The organism is Streptomyces sp. NRRL F-5122 (assembly GCF_001507435.1).
Taxonomy (GTDB): Bacteria; Actinomycetota; Actinomycetes; order Streptomycetales; family Streptomycetaceae; genus Streptomyces; species Streptomyces lannensis.
Genome location: NZ_LMWH01000237.1, coordinates 1 through 16571, shown reverse-complemented (window position 1 = coordinate 16571; position 16571 = coordinate 1). Strand labels below are relative to the sequence as shown.

14 protein-coding genes are annotated in these 16571 nt (G+C 70.3%); all 14 read right to left on the bottom strand.

The features are described 5' to 3' along the window. Positions 1 to 108: 108 nt before the first annotated feature. Positions 109 to 1443 (bottom strand): MraY family glycosyltransferase, encoded by a 1335-nt coding sequence (locus ADL25_RS24660; protein WP_059130007.1) that lies wholly within the window; start codon positions 1441 to 1443, stop codon positions 109 to 111. 127 nt (positions 1444 to 1570) lie between these two features. Then, on the bottom strand, positions 1571 to 2812 hold the full coding sequence (gene glyA, locus ADL25_RS24655) for a serine hydroxymethyltransferase (RefSeq protein WP_059130006.1): 1242 nt from the start codon (positions 2810 to 2812) through the stop codon (positions 1571 to 1573). Positions 2813 to 2938: 126 nt separating this feature from the next. Next, positions 2939 to 3607 carry a protein-tyrosine-phosphatase gene (locus ADL25_RS24650; protein ID WP_059130005.1) on the bottom strand — a complete coding sequence of 223 codons (669 nt, stop codon included), beginning with the start codon at positions 3605 to 3607 and terminating at the stop codon, positions 2939 to 2941. Beyond that, a complete protein-coding gene (locus ADL25_RS24645) occupies positions 3604 to 4251 on the bottom strand; it encodes an L-threonylcarbamoyladenylate synthase (protein WP_059130004.1) in 648 nt (215 codons plus the stop codon). The genes ADL25_RS24650 and ADL25_RS24645 overlap by 4 nt, the downstream gene beginning before the upstream one ends. A gap of 55 nt (positions 4252 to 4306) precedes the next feature. After that, positions 4307 to 5152, bottom strand: a complete 846-nt coding sequence (gene prmC / locus ADL25_RS24640) for a peptide chain release factor N(5)-glutamine methyltransferase (RefSeq protein WP_059130003.1) — start codon at positions 5150 to 5152, stop codon at positions 4307 to 4309. Between the two features lie 26 nt (positions 5153 to 5178). Beyond that, the gene (gene prfA / locus ADL25_RS24635) at positions 5179 to 6246 is read right to left on the bottom strand and encodes a peptide chain release factor 1 (RefSeq protein WP_059130002.1); all 1068 of its coding nucleotides are present in this window, start codon (positions 6244 to 6246) and stop codon (positions 5179 to 5181) included. Between the two features lie 144 nt (positions 6247 to 6390). Further along, on the bottom strand, positions 6391 to 6612 hold the full coding sequence (rpmE, locus tag ADL25_RS24630) for a 50S ribosomal protein L31 (protein WP_059130001.1): 222 nt from the start codon (positions 6610 to 6612) through the stop codon (positions 6391 to 6393). Between the two features lie 228 nt (positions 6613 to 6840). Next, positions 6841 to 7980 (bottom strand): LCP family protein, encoded by a 1140-nt coding sequence (locus tag ADL25_RS24625; protein ID WP_059130000.1) that lies wholly within the window; start codon positions 7978 to 7980, stop codon positions 6841 to 6843. A gap of 412 nt (positions 7981 to 8392) precedes the next feature. Beyond that, positions 8393 to 10336, bottom strand: a complete 1944-nt coding sequence (gene rho / locus ADL25_RS24620) for a transcription termination factor Rho (protein WP_059129999.1) — start codon at positions 10334 to 10336, stop codon at positions 8393 to 8395. Positions 10337 to 10744: 408 nt separating this feature from the next. After that, positions 10745 to 11662, bottom strand: a complete 918-nt coding sequence (gene thrB / locus ADL25_RS24615; protein WP_059129998.1) for a homoserine kinase — start codon at positions 11660 to 11662, stop codon at positions 10745 to 10747. 245 nt (positions 11663 to 11907) lie between these two features. After that, positions 11908 to 12966, bottom strand: coding sequence for a threonine synthase (gene thrC / locus ADL25_RS24610; RefSeq protein WP_059129997.1), 1059 nt, complete (start codon positions 12964 to 12966; stop codon positions 11908 to 11910). A gap of 6 nt (positions 12967 to 12972) precedes the next feature. Next, positions 12973 to 14319 carry a homoserine dehydrogenase gene (locus tag ADL25_RS24605; protein ID WP_063805745.1) on the bottom strand — a complete coding sequence of 449 codons (1347 nt, stop codon included), beginning with the start codon at positions 14317 to 14319 and terminating at the stop codon, positions 12973 to 12975. Between the two features lie 167 nt (positions 14320 to 14486). Beyond that, positions 14487 to 15878: a diaminopimelate decarboxylase gene (gene lysA / locus ADL25_RS24600; protein ID WP_059129995.1), complete on the bottom strand. Its 1392-nt coding sequence runs from the start codon at positions 15876 to 15878 to the stop codon at positions 14487 to 14489. Positions 15879 to 15895: 17 nt separating this feature from the next. Beyond that, positions 15896 to 16571, bottom strand: a 676-nt coding sequence (locus ADL25_RS24595; protein WP_267889276.1) for a DALR anticodon-binding domain-containing protein, incomplete at its 5' end; no start/stop codon positions are given.

Sequence of the window (16571 nt, the reverse complement as noted above, 5' to 3'; positions counted from 1 at the left end):
AGGGTGAACCTGCGCGTCTGCGCAGGCGGCGGGGCGACTTGTCTGGTATTGAAACCCTTTGCACCCTCACGGGTCGGCAATGCGTTAGTCAGATTCTTACCTTGTAGGTCAACGCGACGACTCGGCCTTGTGCCGGGTCGGCCGGATCCGGCTGCTGACGGCCGTGGCCCCGTTGACACCCGCGGTGATCGGGGCCAGGTGCTCGTGCTCCGGCTCCGGTTCCTCCTCCGCCTCGCACGCGGCGGGTGCCTCCGCTTCCTCGGGTTCGCCGTCGCGGCGGCGCCGGTAGCGCGGCGGGACGAAGCTCTCGGCCCAGCGCGGGGCACGCGGTGTGAACCTCGGCAGCAGGAGGAGCACGAGGCCGACCGCGCTCAGTGCGACGATGCCGAGCACGATCCACAGGGACGCCGAGTTCACGGAGTACGCCAGGGCGCCGAAGGCGATCAGCGCCGACCAGAAGTACATGATCAGCACGGCCCGGCTGTGCGAGTGGCCGATCTCCAGGAGCCGGTGGTGCAGATGACCGCGGTCGGCGGCGAACGGCGACTGGCCGCGCCAGGTGCGGCGCACGATCGCGAGCACGAGGTCGGCGGCCGGGATGGCGATGATCGTCAGCGGCAGCAGCAGCGGGATGTAGACCGGGACGGTCTGGTGGACCGTCTCGCGCTCGGAACCGGAGAAGAGGTTCATCGCGTCCGGGTCCACCTGCCCGGTGATCGAGATGGCGCCCGCGGCGAGCACGAGTCCGATCAGCATCGAGCCCGAGTCGCCCATGAAGATCCGCGCCGGGTGCATGTTGTGCGGCAGGAAGCCCAGGCACATGCCCATCAGGATCGCCGCGAACAGGGTCGCCGGGGCCGCCGCCTCCAGGCCGTAGCCGTACCAGATCCGGTACGCGTACATGAAGAACGCGGCGGACGCGATGCACACGACGCCCGCGGCGAGGCCGTCGAGGCCGTCGACGAAGTTCACCGCGTTGATCGTGATGACGACCAGCGCCACGGTCAGCAGAGTGCCCTGCCACGGGGTGAGCGAGACCGTGCCGACGCCGGGGACGGGCAACCACAGGATCGTCAGACCCTGCATGACCATCACGCCCGCGGCGATCATCTGGGCGCCGAGCTTGATCAGGGCGTCGATCTCGAACTTGTCGTCCAGCACGCCGATCAGCCAGATCAGCGCGGCCCCCGACAGCAGTGCCCGTGGCTCGTTCGACTTGGCGAAGACCTCGTTGAGGTTCTCCAGGTGGTCGGCGACCAGCAGGCCCGCGCACAGGCCGAAGAACATGGCGATACCGCCGAGCCGGGGGGTCGGTTCCCGATGCACGTCACGGGCCCGGATCTCCGGCATGGCTCCGGCCACGATCGCGAATTTGCGTACCGGCCCAGTCAGCAGATACGTCACCGCGGCCGTGATGCAGAGCGTCAGCAGGTATTCACGCACTGGCTTCCCCACAGGTCTCGCTGAACGTCCTCAGCACCACACCCTAGCTTCGCGTGCATATGGTTGAGGACAATCGGGTAGCGACGATGGTTGCACGTTCGGCTGTGCACTCCGCTGCGCCTACCCCCTACCAGCCGGGATACGGCGGAAATCCGCCGGCCAGCTCCCGCACTTCTTCACGTGCCTTCCTCCCGTCCACCTCGTCGCGCAGCACGGACACGAGGAGCGCGGCGATGTACGACATCTCGGCCTCGCCCATGCCCTGCGTGGTCAGCGCGGCGGTGCCGAGGCGCAGTCCGCGTGCGTCGCCGTGAGGCAGCGCGCACGTGTCCAGGATCATGCCGGCCGCCGTGAGCCGCCCCCGAGCGGTGCGGCCGTCCACCCCGAGCGGGGCCGGGTCCACGGTCAGCAGATGGGTGTCGGTGCCTCCGGTGGTGATCGCCAGCCCCGCGGCGCCCAGGTCCGCGGCGAGCCGCCGGGCGTTGGCCACCACCTGGCGGGCGTATGCGGCGAAGTCCTCCGTCGAGGCCTCCCCGAAGGCGACCGCCTTGGCCGCGATGCTGTGCATCTGCGCGCCGCCCTGGGTGAACGGGAAGACCGCCCGGTCCACACGCTCCGCCAATTCGCTCCCGCACAGGATCATGCCGCCTCGTGGACCACGCAGCACCTTGTGCGTGGTGGCGCAGACGACATCGGCGTACGGCACCGGATTGGGCGCCGCTCCCCCGGCGACCAGCCCGATCGGATGGGCGGCGTCCGCGATGAGATACGCGCCCACCTCGTCGGCGACCTGCCGGAAGAAGGCGTAGTCGATGTGGCGCGGATAGGCGATGGACCCGCACACGATGGCCTTGGGCCGGTGCGTACGGGCCAGGGAGCGCACCTGGTCGTGGTCGATGAGTCCCGAGTCCGCCTCGACCCCGTAGCCGACGAAGTCGAACCAGCGGCCGGAGAAGTTGGCGGGCGACCCGTGCGTGAGATGCCCGCCGTACGGCAGCCCCAGGGCGAGCACGGTGTCACCGGGTCTGAGCAGCGCGGCGTACGCGGCCAGCACCGCCGACGATCCCGAGTGCGACTGCACATTGGCGTGCTCGGCCCCGAAGAGCGCCTTCGCCCGGTCGACCGCGATCCGCTCGGCGACGTCGACGATCTCGCAGCCCCCGTGGTAGCGGGCGCCGGGATAGCCCTCGGCGTACTTGTTGGCGAGCGGAGAGCCGAGGGCGGCGAGCACGGCCGGCGAGGTGAAGTTCTCGGCGGCGATGAGCTGCAGCGTCGTCGACTGACGGGTGAGCTCTCCGAGGATGATGTCGGCGAGTTCGGGGTCCTGCCGACGCAGGACGTCGGCCTCGAGGGTGTGCGTGACCGCCATGGTGGGCTCCGGGGCTCCGGGCATCGGAAACGTACGTCCAATGTAGGCCCGGGTTCGCCGGGGCGCCGGATGGTTACCGCCGTGCAGGTGCAACGCGCTCGTTCGGAACCTGCCTGCGTCACCCGGTCAGGCCCGGGTGGGCACTCCCGTCAGCGCCGTCACGACCGGTTCCAGTGCTTGGTGGATCTCGTCCCCGACCGACCGGAAGAAGGTGAGCGGGGCCCCGTACGGGTCGTAGACCTCGTCCGCACCCGCCGTGGGGGCGAGGAGCCAGCCGCGCAGGGCCGCCGCGGCCCGGACCAGGGCACGGGCGCGGGCGACCACACCGTCCTCCAGCGGGGGCAGCGTGGCCGGGTCTATCGCCCGCACGAGGCGGGTGAACTCCTTCAGCGTGAAGGTGCGCAGTCCCGCCGAGTGGCCCATGGAGATCACCTGGGCCCGGTGGTCGCGCGTCGCGGTCAGCACCAGGTCGGCCCGGATGACGTGTTCGTCCAGGAGTTCCCGGCCGACGAAGCCGGAGGCGTCAGCGCCGAAGTCGGCGAGGACCGCCGCCGCGTTCGCCTCCATGGGCGCGCCCTCGTGACCCCAGGTGCCGGCACTCTCCACGATCAGCCCGCCCCACAGGGGGTCGCCGAGCCGGTCCGCGAGGAAATGCCGGGTCAGCCGCTCGGTGATCGGCGAGCGGCACACGTTGCCGGTGCTGACGTGGAGGATGCGGAAAGTGTCGCGGGGAAGCCCGAAGGTCCCCGTCTCGTCCCCGTTGCCTATGCCACGCCCCGCGTCAGGGGCTGTCAATTCGCCACCTCGAGGTCGGGTACGACCTTTCGCAGCTCGTCCGCGGACAGGGCACCGGCCCGCAGCAGGACGGGCACCTTGCCGGTGACGTCGACGATCGAGGAGGGGATGTTCCCGGGGGTGGGACCGCCGTCCAGGTAGACGGAGACGGAGTCGCCGAGCATTTCCTGGGCGTCGTCGCAGTTCTCCGGCGCCGGGTGGCCGGTCAGGTTGGCGGAGGAGACGGCCATCGGGCCGACTTCGGTCAGCAGTTCGATGGCGACCGGGTGCAGCGGCATACGCACGGCAACGGTCCCACGCGTGTCCCCGAGGTCCCACTGCAACGACGGCTGATGCCGCGCGACGAGCGTGAGGGCGCCCGGCCAGAACGCGTCGACCAGTTCCCAGGCCATCTCGGAGAAGTCCGTGACGAGGCCGTGCAGGGTGTTCGGGGAGCCGATGAGGACGGGCGTGGGCATATTGCGGCCCCGGCCCTTGGCCTGGAGCAGGTCGGCCACGGCCTCCGAGGAGAACGCGTCGGCGCCGATGCCGTACACGGTGTCGGTCGGCAGCACCACGAGTTCGCCACGGCGGACGGCGGACGCGGCTTCGCGCAGACCGGTCGTGCGGTCGGTCGCGTCGTTGGTGTCGTATCGCCGTGCCATCTTCAGCTGGCCTCCTCGTACACGTACTGCTGCGGAAAGAGAGTCTTCGGGCCGCTCACGGCAGCGCCCTGCGGGCGGTCGCGAAGCGGGGGCGGTTGTTGAGGTCGGGGTGATCGGCCGCGTCGGCCCAGCCCCGTTCCTCGGTGAAGATCCACGGCACCTGGCCGCCCTGGGTGTCGGCGTGCTCGATGACGACGACGCCGCCGGGGCGCAGCAGCCGGTGCGCCGTGCGCTCCAGGCCGCGGATGAGCTCGAGGCCGTCCTCGCCGGAGAACAGGGCGAGTTCCGGATCGTAGTCCCGGGCCTCCGGCGCGACGTACTCCCATTCGGTGAGCGGGATGTACGGCGGGTTGGAGATCACGAGGTCGACCTGGCCGTCGAGGTCGTGGAAGGCGTCCAGGGCGTCGCCCTGGCGCAGGTCGACCCTGGAGCCCTCCATGTTCTTGCGGGTCCACTGGAGCGCCTCGTCGGACAGCTCCACGGCGTGCACACGGGAGCGCGGCACCTCCTGGGCCAGGGCGAGCGCGATGGCACCCGAACCCGTGCACAGGTCCACGATCAGCGGCTCGACCACGTCCATCGCCCGCACGGCGTCTATGGCCCAGCCGACCACCGACTCGGTCTCCGGGCGGGGCACGAACACCCCGGGCCCCACCTGGAGTTCCAGGTACCTGAAGTAGGCGCGTCCCGTGATGTGCTGGAGCGGTTCGCGGGCCTCGCGGCGGGCGATGACCTCCCAGTACCGGGCGTCGAAGTCCGAGTCCTTCACGGAGTGCAGCGCGCCCCGCTTGACGCCGTGCACGAAGGCGGCAAGCTCCTCCGCGTCGTTGCGCGGCGAGGGCACGCCGGCGTCGGCCAGCCGCTGGGTGGCCTGGGCCACCTCCGCGAGCAGCAGGTTCACGCTGGTCCTCCGGTTGTCTACGTGCCTTACGCGGCTGCGAGCTTGGCGGCCGAGTCCGCGTCGACGCAGGCCTGGATCACCGCGTCGAGGTCGCCGTCCAGGACCTGGTCCAGGTTGTAGGCCTTGAAGCCGACGCGGTGGTCCGAGATGCGGTTCTCCGGGAAGTTGTACGTACGGATCTTCTCGGAGCGGTCGACGGTGCGGACCTGGCTGCGGCGGGCGTCGGCGGCCTCCTTCTCCGCCTCCTCCTGCGCCATGGCGAGCAGCCTGGAGCGCAGGATACGCATCGCCTGCTGCTTGTTCTGCAGCTGGCTCTTCTCGTTCTGGCAGGAGGCGACGACTCCGGTCGGCAGGTGCGTGATGCGCACGGCGGAGTCGGTCGTGTTGACGGACTGGCCACCGGGGCCCGAGGAGCGGTAGACGTCGATCCGAAGGTCGTTCGCGTTGATCTCGACGTCGACCTCCTCCGCCTCCGGCGTGACCAGCACACCGGCCGCGGAGGTGTGGATACGGCCCTGGGACTCCGTCGCGGGCACGCGCTGCACACGGTGCACCCCGCCCTCGTACTTCAGACGGGCCCACACGCCCTGGCCGGGCTCCTGGGTGCCGCGGGCCTTCACGGCGACCTGCACGTCCTTGTAGCCGCCGAGCTCGGACTCGGTGGAGTCGATGATCTCGGTCTTCCAGCCGACGCGCTCGGCGTAGCGCAGGTACATACGGAGCAGGTCTCCGGCGAACAGGGCGGACTCGTCGCCGCCCGCGCCCGCCTTGACCTCGAGGATGACGTCCTTGTCGTCGCTGGGGTCGCGCGGGACGAGGAGGAGGCGCAGTTTCTCGGTCAGCTCCTCGCGCTGCCCCTCCAGGTCCTTGACCTCGGCCGCGAAGTCCGGGTCGTCGGCGGCCAGTTCGCGGGCGGTCTCGATGTCGTCACCGGTCTGCTTCCAGGAGCGGTACGTGGCGACGATGGGACTCAGCTCGGCATAACGCTTGTTGAGCGTGCGTGCGTTGGCCTGGTCGGCGTGGACCGACGGATCCGCCAGCTTCTTCTCCAGGTCGGCGTGTTCACCGACCAGCTCCTCGACCGCCTCGAACATCTCCGACTCCCTGGATTGTCCCCAGCCGGGCCGGGCATGGGGACGTACGTACGACGAACTGTGGCTGCACCGCAAAGCGCCGGTCCCGGGCCCCCGCTTCCACACGTGAAGACGGGAACACCGGAGACCGGCGCTGTGGGCTCGCTACTTCTTGGCAGCGGCAGCCTTGCCGAAGCGGGCCTCGAAGCGGGCCACACGGCCACCGGTGTCGAGGATCTTCTGCTTGCCCGTGTAGAACGGGTGGCACTCGGAGCAGACCTCGGCCCGGATGGTGCCGGACCCGATCGTGCTGCGGGTGGTGAACGACGCGCCACAGGTGCAGCTGACCTGCGTCTCGACGTACTCGGGGTGGATGTCGCGCTTCAAGGTGTCTCCTAGGTTTCGGGAGGGCGCCGGGTCGCAGACGCGGGATGCGGGAGCGTGAACCGGAGCCGACGTACCAGTCTGCCAGGACTGGCCGCATCCCCCAAAACCGGGGGCACAAGTGATCTATTCCCCGCCCGTGACCGGGGCCCGGGAAGGGTCCATGCGGCGTCGGCGCGCCGCTGCCGCCGCCCGTGCCGGGGGGGGGGTCCGCGGTGGTGGCCGCCGGGCTCAGGACGACGCCACGACGCCCTTGGCCTCGCCCGTCGCCGTGCCCTGCGTCGCCTTCGCCGGGATCGGCTTGTCGTTCTCCAGCGCACTCCAGATCAGGCGGGCCTTGGACTTGTCGGTCAGGACCCGGTTGGGGTTCGCCGGGTCGTACTGGACCGGCATCGTCACCATGTTCATGTGGGAGGAGCTGATGCCCTTCAGCCCGTTGGCGAAGGACGCCAGGGCCTTGACCGAGGCCAGGTCGGAGTCGGTGGTGACCGCCTTGGTCGCGGTGTCGGCCAGGTCCACCAGCTTCGTCGGGCTGGACAGGATGCCGATCTGCTTGACCTGGTCGACCAGCGCCTTGACGAAGGCCTGCTGGAGCTGGATGCGGCCCAGGTCGGAGCCGTCGCCCACGCCGTGCCGGGTACGGACCAGGCCGAGCGCCTGCCGGCCGTCGAGGGTGTGTGTGCCGGCCGGGAGCGCGAGGTGGCTCTCCCGGTCGTCGATGGCCTTGGTGGTGGTCACCTGGACGCCGCCGAGGTCGTCTATCAGCTTCTGGAATCCGGCGAAGTCCACCTCGACGTAGTGGTCCATGCGGATACCGGTGATCGACTCGACGGTCTTCACGGCGCACGTGGCGCCTCCGGTGGAGTACGCCGAGTTGAACATGACGCTCCGGGCCGCGGGCTGCGCGTTCCCCTTGCTGTCGGTGCACTCCGGTCGGTCCACGAGCGTGTCGCGCGGGACGGAGACCACGCTGGCCTTCTTGTGGCCCTTGTAGACGTGCACGATCATCGCCGTGTCGGAGCGGGCGCTGCCGTCGTCGGTCCCCCCGCCCAGCGTCCTGTTGCTGCCGGAACGGGTGTCCGAGCCCAGGACCAGGATGTTCTCGGAGCCGTTGTCGACCTTCGCGGGCCGGTCGGTGCCGAGTGCCTGGTTGATGTCGACACTCTTGATGTTGCCGTTGAGCTTGAAGTACAGGTACCCGACACCGGTGCCGCCGAGGACGACGATGCCCGCGGCGGTCCAGGCCATGACGACGAGAGCCCGGCGTCCCTTGCCCCGGGGCTTGCGGCGGCGGCCCTTGGCCCGGCGTCGCGGCCCGGGCGTCACGGTCTCGTCGGCTATGCCGGCGTCCGGCGTGCTCTCGGCAGGCATGTGCTCCTCAGTTCTCGTCCCGGTCGGGTACCCCTTGTATTCAGGGTCACGCCTGGTCAGTGGCGAACCTCCCCGGAGCGTTCGGCTGCGTCGAGCCGGGGGGACCGTGCGGGATCCCCGTCACTCCGACGGTCGCTCCGTCCGGTCAGACGGAGGAACCGGAGCCAGGGTTGCACGACGCACCGTGGCCATATCGTGGACGTACGATCACAGACTGTTATCCGATCATGGTGTCGAACGGCGCTCACCTGCGGTTTCACCCGGTGAGGGCGTAGTACCGGAAAACGGTACCGACACTGATTCTTGTGGCGAACGTCTCGTTCGAGAGCACATGGAGGCACCCGGGTCCGGACAACGCAGAGGGCCGCCCCGTCGCCGTGCGACGGGGCGGCCCTCGGGCCTTCGGACGGGCTCAGTCGCCGTTCGGCGTGGGCGTCGTCTTCTGGATCTGCATCAGGAACTCGATGTTCGACTTCGTCTGCTTCATCTTGTCGAGGAGCAGTTCGATCGCCTGCTGTTGGTCGAGCGCGTGCAGCACCCGGCGCAGCTTCCACACGATGGCGAGCTCCTCGTTGCCGAGCAGGATCTCCTCCTTGCGGGTGCCGGACGCGTCGACGTCCACCGCCGGGAAGATGCGCTTGTCGGCGAGCTTCCGGTCGAGCTTGAGCTCCATGTTGCCGGTGCCCTTGAACTCCTCGAAGATCACCTCGTCCATGCGGGACCCGGTGTCCACCAGGGCGGTGGCGAGGATGGTCAGCGAACCGCCGTCCTCGATGTTCCGGGCCGCGCCGAAGAAGCGCTTCGGCGGGTAGAGGGCCGTGGAGTCGACACCACCGGACAGGATGCGGCCGGAGGCCGGAGCCGCCAGGTTGTACGCACGGCCCAGACGGGTGATCGAGTCGAGCAGCACGACGACGTCGTGGCCCAGCTCCACCAGGCGCTTGGCCCGCTCGATGGCGAGCTCGGCGACCGTGGTGTGGTCCTCGGCCGGACGGTCGAAGGTCGAGGAGATGACCTCGCCCTTGACCGACCGCTGCATGTCGGTGACCTCTTCCGGACGCTCGTCGACAAGGACGACCATCAGGTGGCACTCGGGGTTGTTGTGGGTGATCGCGTTGGCGATCGCCTGCATGATCATGGTCTTGCCGGTCTTCGGCGGGGCCACGATCAGACCGCGCTGGCCCTTGCCGATCGGCGACACCAGGTCGATGATCCGGGTGGTCAGCACGCCCGGGTCGGTCTCCAGGCGGAGCCTGTCCTGCGGGTACAGCGGGGTGAGCTTGTTGAACTCCGGGCGGCCACGGCCGTGTTCGGGCGCCATGCCGTTGACGGAGTCCAGCCGGACGAGCGCGTTGAACTTCTCGCGCCGCTCGCCCTCCTTCGGCTGCCGGACCGCGCCGGTGATGTGGTCGCCCTTGCGCAGACCGTTCTTGCGGACCTGGGCGAGGGAGACGTACACGTCGTTCGGACCCGGCAGATAGCCCGAGGTACGGATGAAGGCGTAGTTGTCGAGGATGTCCAGGATGCCGGCAACGGGGATCAGGACGTCGTCCTCGGCCAACTGCGGCTCGGCGGCGATGTCGTCGCGGCCGCGACGGCCACGGCGGTCGCGGTAGCGACCACGACGGCCACGGCGGCCGCCCTCGAAGTCGTCGTCGTCCTGCTGCTGCGTCCGGTCCTGACGGCCGCCGCCCTGCTGCTGCTGGCTCTGCTGCTGACGCTGCTGGCCGCCCTGGCCCTGCTGCTGGTCGTCGCCCTTGCCGCGGCGGTCACGGTCGCGGTCACGCCCGCGCTCGCGGCGGTCACGGCGGCGGCCCTCGCCATCGCCGCCGTCGGCCCTGCCGTCGCCCTGCGCCGACGTCTCGACCTTCGACTCGCTCTTCGCCTCGGCGGCGACCGTCTCGGGGCTGCCCGCCTCGGCGGTGGCGCGACGCCGACGGCGCTCGCCCTGGGCCTCGTCACCGGCTCCCTGGCCGGGAATCTCGATCTGCTGCGCGGCGGACTGCTCGGAGGCCTTCTCCGCCTGCGGTTCGGCCGCGGCCTCGTCGCCGGTGCGGGTCCTGGAGGTGGCCCGGCGCTTGGGCTTGGCCTCGGTGGCCGCCTCGGCCTTGGCCGGGGCGCCTCCGGCCTGCGCCTCCTTGATGACCTCGATCAGCTGGCTCTTGCGCATGCGCGCCGTGCCCCTGATGCCGAGGCCGGATGCGACCTGCTGCAGCTCGGCCAGCACCATGCCCTCGAGGCCGGTACCGCGGCGCCGCCGGGAGCCGGCACCGGTGGCAGGCGCAGAGGCGTCCGTGGCGGGCGCGGCAGCGGTCTCGTCGACACGTGCGCCCATCAGATCGGTGGTGTCGCTCACGAAGGGTCCTTCCCTGGAGCGGACGTCGGCCTGTCTGGCTCGGCGACCGGTTGTGCTGTCCGGCTTCGATCCCGTCTGTGTGGACCGTGCCGGGGCGGTGGTCCGCCAAAACGGCGGAAGAGATATCTGATGATTGGCGCTTCCCGAAGGCGTGGCACTCGGATTTGTGTCACTCGGCTCGGTGACGCCGATTCCGGAGCGTGCTCGGCAACCCGCTCAGTGTCCGCGTACGACGTACTGCTCACGTACGCGGTACGGAACACAGTGCGGCTTGGGAGGCTCCCGGAAGAATGGTTGTCCCGGACGGGGACACGATGCACCTTGCCATGGCGGGGTGGGGTGCAGACTTGAGGTTAACACTACCGGATCCAACAAACATTCCCCCTCTCGAAATCCGGCAACCGTGTGTCAGGACGCAAGCGGCAGCACGCTCGCTCCCTGGCTGTCCAGCTCCAGCCGATTGGCGGCCCAGCCCTCGCCCGCCAGATCGGCCACCTTGTCGGCGCTCGCGCCGTCGGCCAGCGCGAGGACGGTGGGTCCCGCGCCGGAGATCACCGCGGGGATCCCGTCCGCCCGCAGCCGTTCCACCAGCGCCGCGCTCTCCGGCATCGCCGGGGCGCGGTACTCCTGGTGGAGACGGTCTTCCGTGGCGGGCAGCAGCAGCTCGGGACGCCTGGTCAGCGCCTCGACGAGCAGTGCGGCGCGGCCCGCGTTCGCCGCTGCGTCGACGTGCGGCACGGTGCGCGGGAGCAGTCCGCGCGCCGTCTGAGTCAGCACCGGCTTTCCGGGCACGAAAACCACCGGAACGACGGAATCGACGGGGTCCATGCGGATCGCACGGGCGGAGCCGCGCTCCATCCAGGAAAGTGTGAATCCGCCGAGGAGACAGGCCGCGACGTTGTCCGGATGACCCTCGATCTCGGTGGCGAGCTCCAGCAGTGCGACGTCGTCGAGCCGGCTGTCCGCGCCTATGGTCACGGCGCGGGCGGCGACGATGCCGGCGCAGATGGCGGCGGAGGAGGAGCCGAGGCCACGACCGTGCGGAATGCGGTTGGCGCAGACGATCTCCAGGCCGCGCGGCTGTCCGCCTAGGGCGTCGAAGGCGGCGCGCAGGGACCGTACGAGGAGATGGCCCTCGTCGCGCGGAAGCGTCTCGCTGCCCTCGCCCGCGATGTCGATGTGCAGCCCGGAGTCGGCCACTCGGACGACGACGTCGTCGTACAGCCCCAGCGCCAGGCCAAGGGCGTCGAAGCCCGGGCCGAGGTTGGCGCTGGTGGCGGGGACGCGCACCCGGACGGCGGCGGCGCGGAACGCTGGACCGGCCATCGCTCGATGACTCTCCTTGAGCTGCGTGATGGTCGAGTGACTTTCGAGGCGTACGGGAAACCCGGGGGCCGGGCCGCAGGGACGACGCGGTACCGCGGCATATGCGGCGGGCGGGTTCGGTACAGCCTATCGAAGGAAGGTTCTGTGGCGACATAGGGCGCACGGGAGGCGCACGATGCGTGTCGCAAGCCCCCTGTGCCCCCTCTGCCGGATGCCATCAGGGTTATCCCCCGGCGGCGCCCGCGTTAAGCAAGCCCGAGCCGTTCGGCCGCCGCCGCCGCGTCGACCGGGACCGTGACCGGCTGCGGGGCGCCCGCGACGGCCCAGTCGGGGTCCTTGAGGCCGTTTCCGGTGACGGTGCACACGATCCGCTGGCCGGGGTCGACCTCACCCCGCTCGACGGCCTTCAGCAGACCGGCGACGGACGCGGCGGAGGCGGGCTCCACGAAGACGCCCTCCTGCGCGGCCAACAGACGGTAGGCGCGCAGAATCTCACGGTCCGTCACCTCATCGATGAACCCGCCCGATTCGTCCCTCGCCGCCAGGGCGTACTTCCAGGACGCCGGGTTGCCGATGCGGATCGCGGTGGCGATGGTCGAGGGGTCCTTCACGACCTCGCCGCGCACGATCGGGGCCGAGCCGGAGGCCTGGAAACCCCACATGCGCGGGGTCCGCCGGGCGACGCCGTCCGCGGCGTACTCCTTGTAGCCCTTCCAGTAGGCCGTGATGTTGCCCGCGTTGCCGACCGGCAGGACGTGGATGTCGGGTGCGTCGCCGAGCATGTCGACGATCTCGAAGGCCGCCGTCTTCTGGCCCTCGATACGCACCGGGTTGACGGAATTGACCAGCGCGACCGGATAGTTGTCGGACAGCGCCCGGGCGAGGGTGAGGCAGTCGTCGAAGTTGCCGTCCACTTGGAGGATCTTCGCGCCGTGCACCAGGGCCTGGCCCATCTTGCCCAGCGCGATCTTGCCCCGGGGCACGAGCACGGCCGACACCATCTGGGCGCGCACGGCGTAGGCGGCGGCCGAGGCGGAGGTGTTCCCGGTGGAGGCGCAGATGACCGCCTTGGCGCCCTCCTCCTTGGCCTTGCTGATGGCCATCGTCATACCGCGGTCCTTGAAGGACCCGGTGGGGTTCGCACCCTCCACCTTGAGGTGGACCTCGCAGCCGGTGCGCTCGGAGAGCACCTGCGCGGGCACGAGCGGGGTGCCGCCCTCACGGAGCGTCACGACGGGCGTACTGTCGGACACCGGCAGCCTGTCCCGGTACTCCTCGATGATTCCGCGCCACTGGTGGGTCATTGCTGACTACTCTCCTTCAACCCGCATGATGCTGGCGACACCCCGCACGGTGTCGAGGCTGCGCAGCGCCTCGACGGTCCCGGCCAGGGACGCGTCGGACGCACGATGGGTGACGACGACGAGCGAGGCCTCCCCGCCCTCCCGTCGCCCGGATCCGCCCTGCTCGGCGGCGGCCGCGTCGCCGCCGCCCTGGCTCCTGCTCTGCTGGCGAACCGTGTCGATCGAGACGTCGTGCTCGGCGAAAACGGTCGCGACCTGAGCGAGAACACCCGGTTTGTCGGCGACGTCGAGGCTGATGTGATAGCGCGTGACGACATCGCCCATCGGGGACACGGGCAGAGCCGCGTAGGCGGACTCGCCGGGCCCGGTGGCCCCGCTGAGCCGGTTGCGGCACACGGCGACGAGGTCGCCGAGTACGGCGGAGGCCGTCGGCGCACCGCCGGCACCGGGGCCGTAGAACATCAGCCGGCCCGCGGCGTCCGACTCGACGAACACGGCGTTGTAGGCGCCGCGCACCGACGCGAGCGGATGGGCCAGCGGAATCATCGCGGGGTGCACACGCGCGGTGACCGATCCCCCGTCGGCGGCGCGCTCGCAGATGGCGAGCAGCTTGATGGTGCAGCCCATCTTCTTCGCCGAGGCGAAGTCCGCGGCCGTGACCTCCGTCATTCCCTCGCGGTAGACGTCGTCGAGGCGCACGCGCGTGTGGAAGGCGATCCCGGCGAGAATGGCGGCCTTGGCGGCCGCGTCGAACCCCTCGACGTCGGCGGTCGGGTCGGCCTCCGCGTATCCGAGGGCGGTGGCCTCGTCGAGGGCCTCCTGATATCCGGCCCCCGTCGAGTCCATCTTGTCGAGGATGAAGTTCGTCGTCCCGTTGACGATCCCCAGCACCCGGTTGACCTTGTCACCGGCGAGCGACTCGCGCAGCGGGCGGATCAACGGGATGGCACCGGCGACGGCGGCCTCGTAGTACAGGTCGCGTCCGTGCTCCTCCGCCGCGGCGTGCAGAGCGGCACCATCCTGGGCGACGAGCGCCTTGTTGGCCGAGACGACCGACGCGCCGTGCTCGAAGGCCGTGGTGATCAGCGTGCGGGCGGGCTCGATCCCCCCGATGACCTCCACCACCACGTCGATGTCCCCGCGTTTGACCAGGGCGGTGGCATCGGTGGTGACGAGTTCGGCGGGAATGCCCTGCCGCACTTTGGACGGCCGGCGGACGGCGACCCCCGCCAGCTCCACGGGGGCCCCGATCCTCGCGGCGAGATCGTCGGCGTGCGTCGTCATGATGCGCGCAACCTCTGAGCCGACAACCCCACAGCCCAGCAGCGCCACCTTCAGCGGACGCGTACGCATCATGCGACCTCGTTTCCTCATGCGGTCTACGGTTGACCCAGTCTCACTCACCGGACGGCGCTTTCAGCCCTTTGTCCGAATCGTGAGACGTCTATTTCATTTGTCGGCGGCGGACGACCGGAAGATCTTCCGCCGGAGCTGCGGCCCCCGGGAGGGTGTCCGGGCGGTCACCCGACGTCGAGACGCAGCAGGTCCTCCTCCGTCTCACGGCGGACGATCACACGGGCCTCGCCGTCGCCCACGGCGACGACGGGCGGGCGGAGCACGTGGTTGTAGTTGCTGGCCATCGACCGGCAGTACGCCCCGGTGGCGGGCACGGCGATGAGGTCGCCGGGCGCGAGATCGGCGGGCAGGAAGGCGTCCCGCACCACGATGTCCCCGCTCTCGCAGTGCTTGCCGACCACACGCACCAGCATCGGCTCGGCGTCGGAGGTGCGCGAGACGAGGGCGACGCTGTACTCGGCGTCGTACAGCGCGGTGCGGATGTTGTCCGACATGCCGCCGTCGACGGAGACATAGGTGCGCAGCCCGTCGAGGGGCTTGATGGTGCCGACCTCGTACAGCGTGAACGCGGTGGGCCCGACGATGGCGCGCCCCGGCTCCACGGAGATACGGGGGGTCCGCAGACGGGCGGACTCGCACTCGCGCGAGACGATCTCGGTGAGTGCCTTGGCGATCTCGTGCGGCTCACGCGGATCGTCGTCACTCGTGTACGCGATCCCGAGCCCGCCGCCGAGGTCGATCTCGGGCAGCTCGATGCCGTGCTCGTCCCGGATGTCCTTCAGCAGCCCCACCACACGGTGGGCGGCGACCTCGAAGCCCGACATGTCGAAGATCTGCGACCCGATGTGACTGTGGATGCCGATGACCTCGAGCCCGTCGAGCTGGAGAGCACGGCGCACGGCCTCCGCCGCCTGCCCGCCGGCGAGCGGGACGCCGAACTTCTGGTCCTCGTGCGCGGTGGCGATGAACTCGTGGGTGTGCGCCTCGACGCCCACGGTGACCCGGATCTGGACGCGCTGCCGCCTGCCGAGCGACGAGGCGATGTGCGCCACCCGCACGATCTCCTGGAAGGAGTCGAGCACGATCCGCCCGACACCGGCCTCGACGGCCCTGGTGATCTCCTCGGTGGACTTGTTGTTGCCGTGGAAGGCGATGCGGTCGGCAGGCATCCCGCCCGACAGGGCCGTGGCGAGCTCCCCGCCCGAGCAGACGTCGAGGTTCAGCCCTTCCTCGTACAGCCAGCGCACGACGGCCCGGGACAGGAACGCCTTCCCCGCGTAGAAGACGTCGGCGTCGGGCCCGAAGGCGGTGCGCCAGGCCCGGGCCCGGGCGCGGAAGTCCGCCTCGTCGATGAAGTAGGCGGGGGTCCCGAACCGTTCGGCGAGCGCCTTGACGTCGATCCCCCCGACCTCGACCACGCCGTCGGTGGTGCGTCCGACGGTCTGCGCCCACACCTTGGGGTCGAGGGCGTTGAGGTCGGTGGGCGGTGCGGAGTAGTGGCCCTCGGGCAGGACGTCGGCGTGGCGGGGCCCGGCGGGATGTGCGGAACGGCTCATGACAGGTCTGGGCTCTCTCAGAGATAGTCGGGTGCGCTGATGCCGAGCAGGGACAGGCCGCCGGCCAGCACCGTCCCGGCGGCTACGGCGAGAGCCAGCCGGGCCCGGTGGGCGGCCGAGGGTTTCTCGTCGCCGAGCGGGAGCACGGTGTGCTGAAAGGCGAGCAGGGCATCGGCGACGGCCACGAGATGCCGGGCGAGCCGGTCGGGCGCACGGTGGGCGGCCGCCTGGGTGAGGGCGTTCGGATACTCGGCGAGGGCCCGCACGAGCGGGTCGGCGGCGGTCACGTCCGCCAGGTCACCGGGAACGGCGTCGAACCCGAGCCGCACGGCGTTGCGACCGAGCGCACGGGCCCGGGCATGGGCGTACCGGACGCGGAAGAGAGGGTTGCTCTCACGCTGCAGCAGATGATCGGCGGTGATCCGGGGCCGGTCGTGCGGCGCCGGATACAACAGGGCCCAGCGAGCGGCGTCGGGACCGAGCGGGGCGGGATCCTCCGGGGCCGGCACCGGCCGCAGATCCACCCGCTCCCCGGGCCGCACATGATCGACTTCGGCCCGCCCGCCCTGGGTGGCGATGATCCGCACCAGACTGTCGGCAACGACTTCGGCCCGGACCTCGTAGGGGACACGAAGCGGAATGACACGGCCTTGGAGGGTGGGGGTGTGGCCGTAGGGGGGGATGGTGGGGCGG

What these genes read in the sequence shown, in the direction of transcription:
- ADL25_RS24605 (WP_063805745.1), bottom strand. Translation starts at nt 14,319, where the DNA reads ATGCGTACGCGTCCGCTGAAGGTGGCGCTGCTGGGCTGTGGGGTTGTC.
- lysA (WP_059129995.1), bottom strand. Translation starts at nt 15,878, where the DNA reads ATGAGCCGTTCCGCACATCCCGCCGGGCCCCGCCACGCCGACGTCCTG.
- glyA (WP_059130006.1), bottom strand. Translation starts at nt 2,812, where the DNA reads ATGGCGGTCACGCACACCCTCGAGGCCGACGTCCTGCGTCGGCAGGAC.
- ADL25_RS24625 (WP_059130000.1), bottom strand. Translation starts at nt 7,980, where the DNA reads ATGCCTGCCGAGAGCACGCCGGACGCCGGCATAGCCGACGAGACCGTG.
- thrB (WP_059129998.1), bottom strand. Translation starts at nt 11,662, where the DNA reads ATGGCCGGTCCAGCGTTCCGCGCCGCCGCCGTCCGGGTGCGCGTCCCC.
- prfA (WP_059130002.1), bottom strand. Translation starts at nt 6,246, where the DNA reads ATGTTCGAGGCGGTCGAGGAGCTGGTCGGTGAACACGCCGACCTGGAG.
- thrC (WP_059129997.1), bottom strand. Translation starts at nt 12,966, where the DNA reads ATGACCCACCAGTGGCGCGGAATCATCGAGGAGTACCGGGACAGGCTG.
- ADL25_RS24645 (WP_059130004.1), bottom strand. Translation starts at nt 4,251, where the DNA reads ATGGCACGGCGATACGACACCAACGACGCGACCGACCGCACGACCGGT.